Genomic DNA, 779 nt, shown 5'->3' on the forward strand with positions numbered 1-779 from the left:
GGTCATGACTCCAATCTGTTGATTAATGGTAAAACTCTCGTTCGATAAAGGTGCCGATGACCTTATCGTGCATTTCTTCTGATCTCGAGAAACCGATAGTTTTTCGAACGAGTCTCTTTAAGCGAGTTCTTAGGGTAAGATTGGTTCTTTCTATCCTTTGTGTATACCGCTTGCCGATGATGTGTTTTTCACTCGGTAGGTTCGCTGAATAAACGCGGTAGTCATCGGTACAATAAAAAGGAATGGTAAACTTCGATAGAAGACGTTGTAGTTGATTAAATGCCTCGGTGTCTCTTTTACCAAAAGCGTGGGCAATGATGCGTTTATATCTAGGCTCCCAAGCATACCAAAGCCAACGTTGATTTTTCTTATTACCAACAAACGACCATTGTTCATCGACCTCACATATCAACTCAATGTTAGCGATATCAAAAGGTATTGTCGTTACTTGTCTAGGTGAGAGTTTTTTAAAGTGCGTAAAACGGTGTTGTAAGCGACTTTCAACACACGGCCAGTATCTCTGACGCCAGAGCTATTCATTGCCATTTCAAGAATTTTATCTTTAACGCCAGGTTTACTTGCTTCGTAAGCATAATCGAGCTGAAAAGTACGCTGACAATCGAGGCATCGAAAGCGTTGATAGCCAGCAACCCCTTTACCATGCTTTCGAACAGCATTACTCTGACTGCAAAATCGACAATTAACCTGAATAGTTGCCATGATTGGTACCCCAAAAACGTAGATTCTACCACAGAAAACAACAGATTGGAGTCATGACC

Annotated in this window: 1 protein-coding gene; it reads right to left on the reverse strand. The window is 41.3% G+C overall.

What is annotated here, in order from left to right:
- Window positions 1-22: 22 nt before the first annotated feature.
- Window positions 23-720 (reverse strand): IS1 family transposase gene (locus H5300_RS26920; RefSeq protein WP_182797379.1). Its coding sequence is split into 2 segments (ribosomal slippage): window positions 23-471 and window positions 471-720, totalling 699 coding nucleotides; the frame shifts between segments, so codons are not numbered across the junction.
- Window positions 721-779 lie beyond the last annotated feature (59 nt).

Source organism: Vibrio sp. SG41-7 (assembly GCF_014164465.1).
Classification (GTDB): domain Bacteria; phylum Pseudomonadota; class Gammaproteobacteria; order Enterobacterales; family Vibrionaceae; genus Vibrio; species Vibrio splendidus.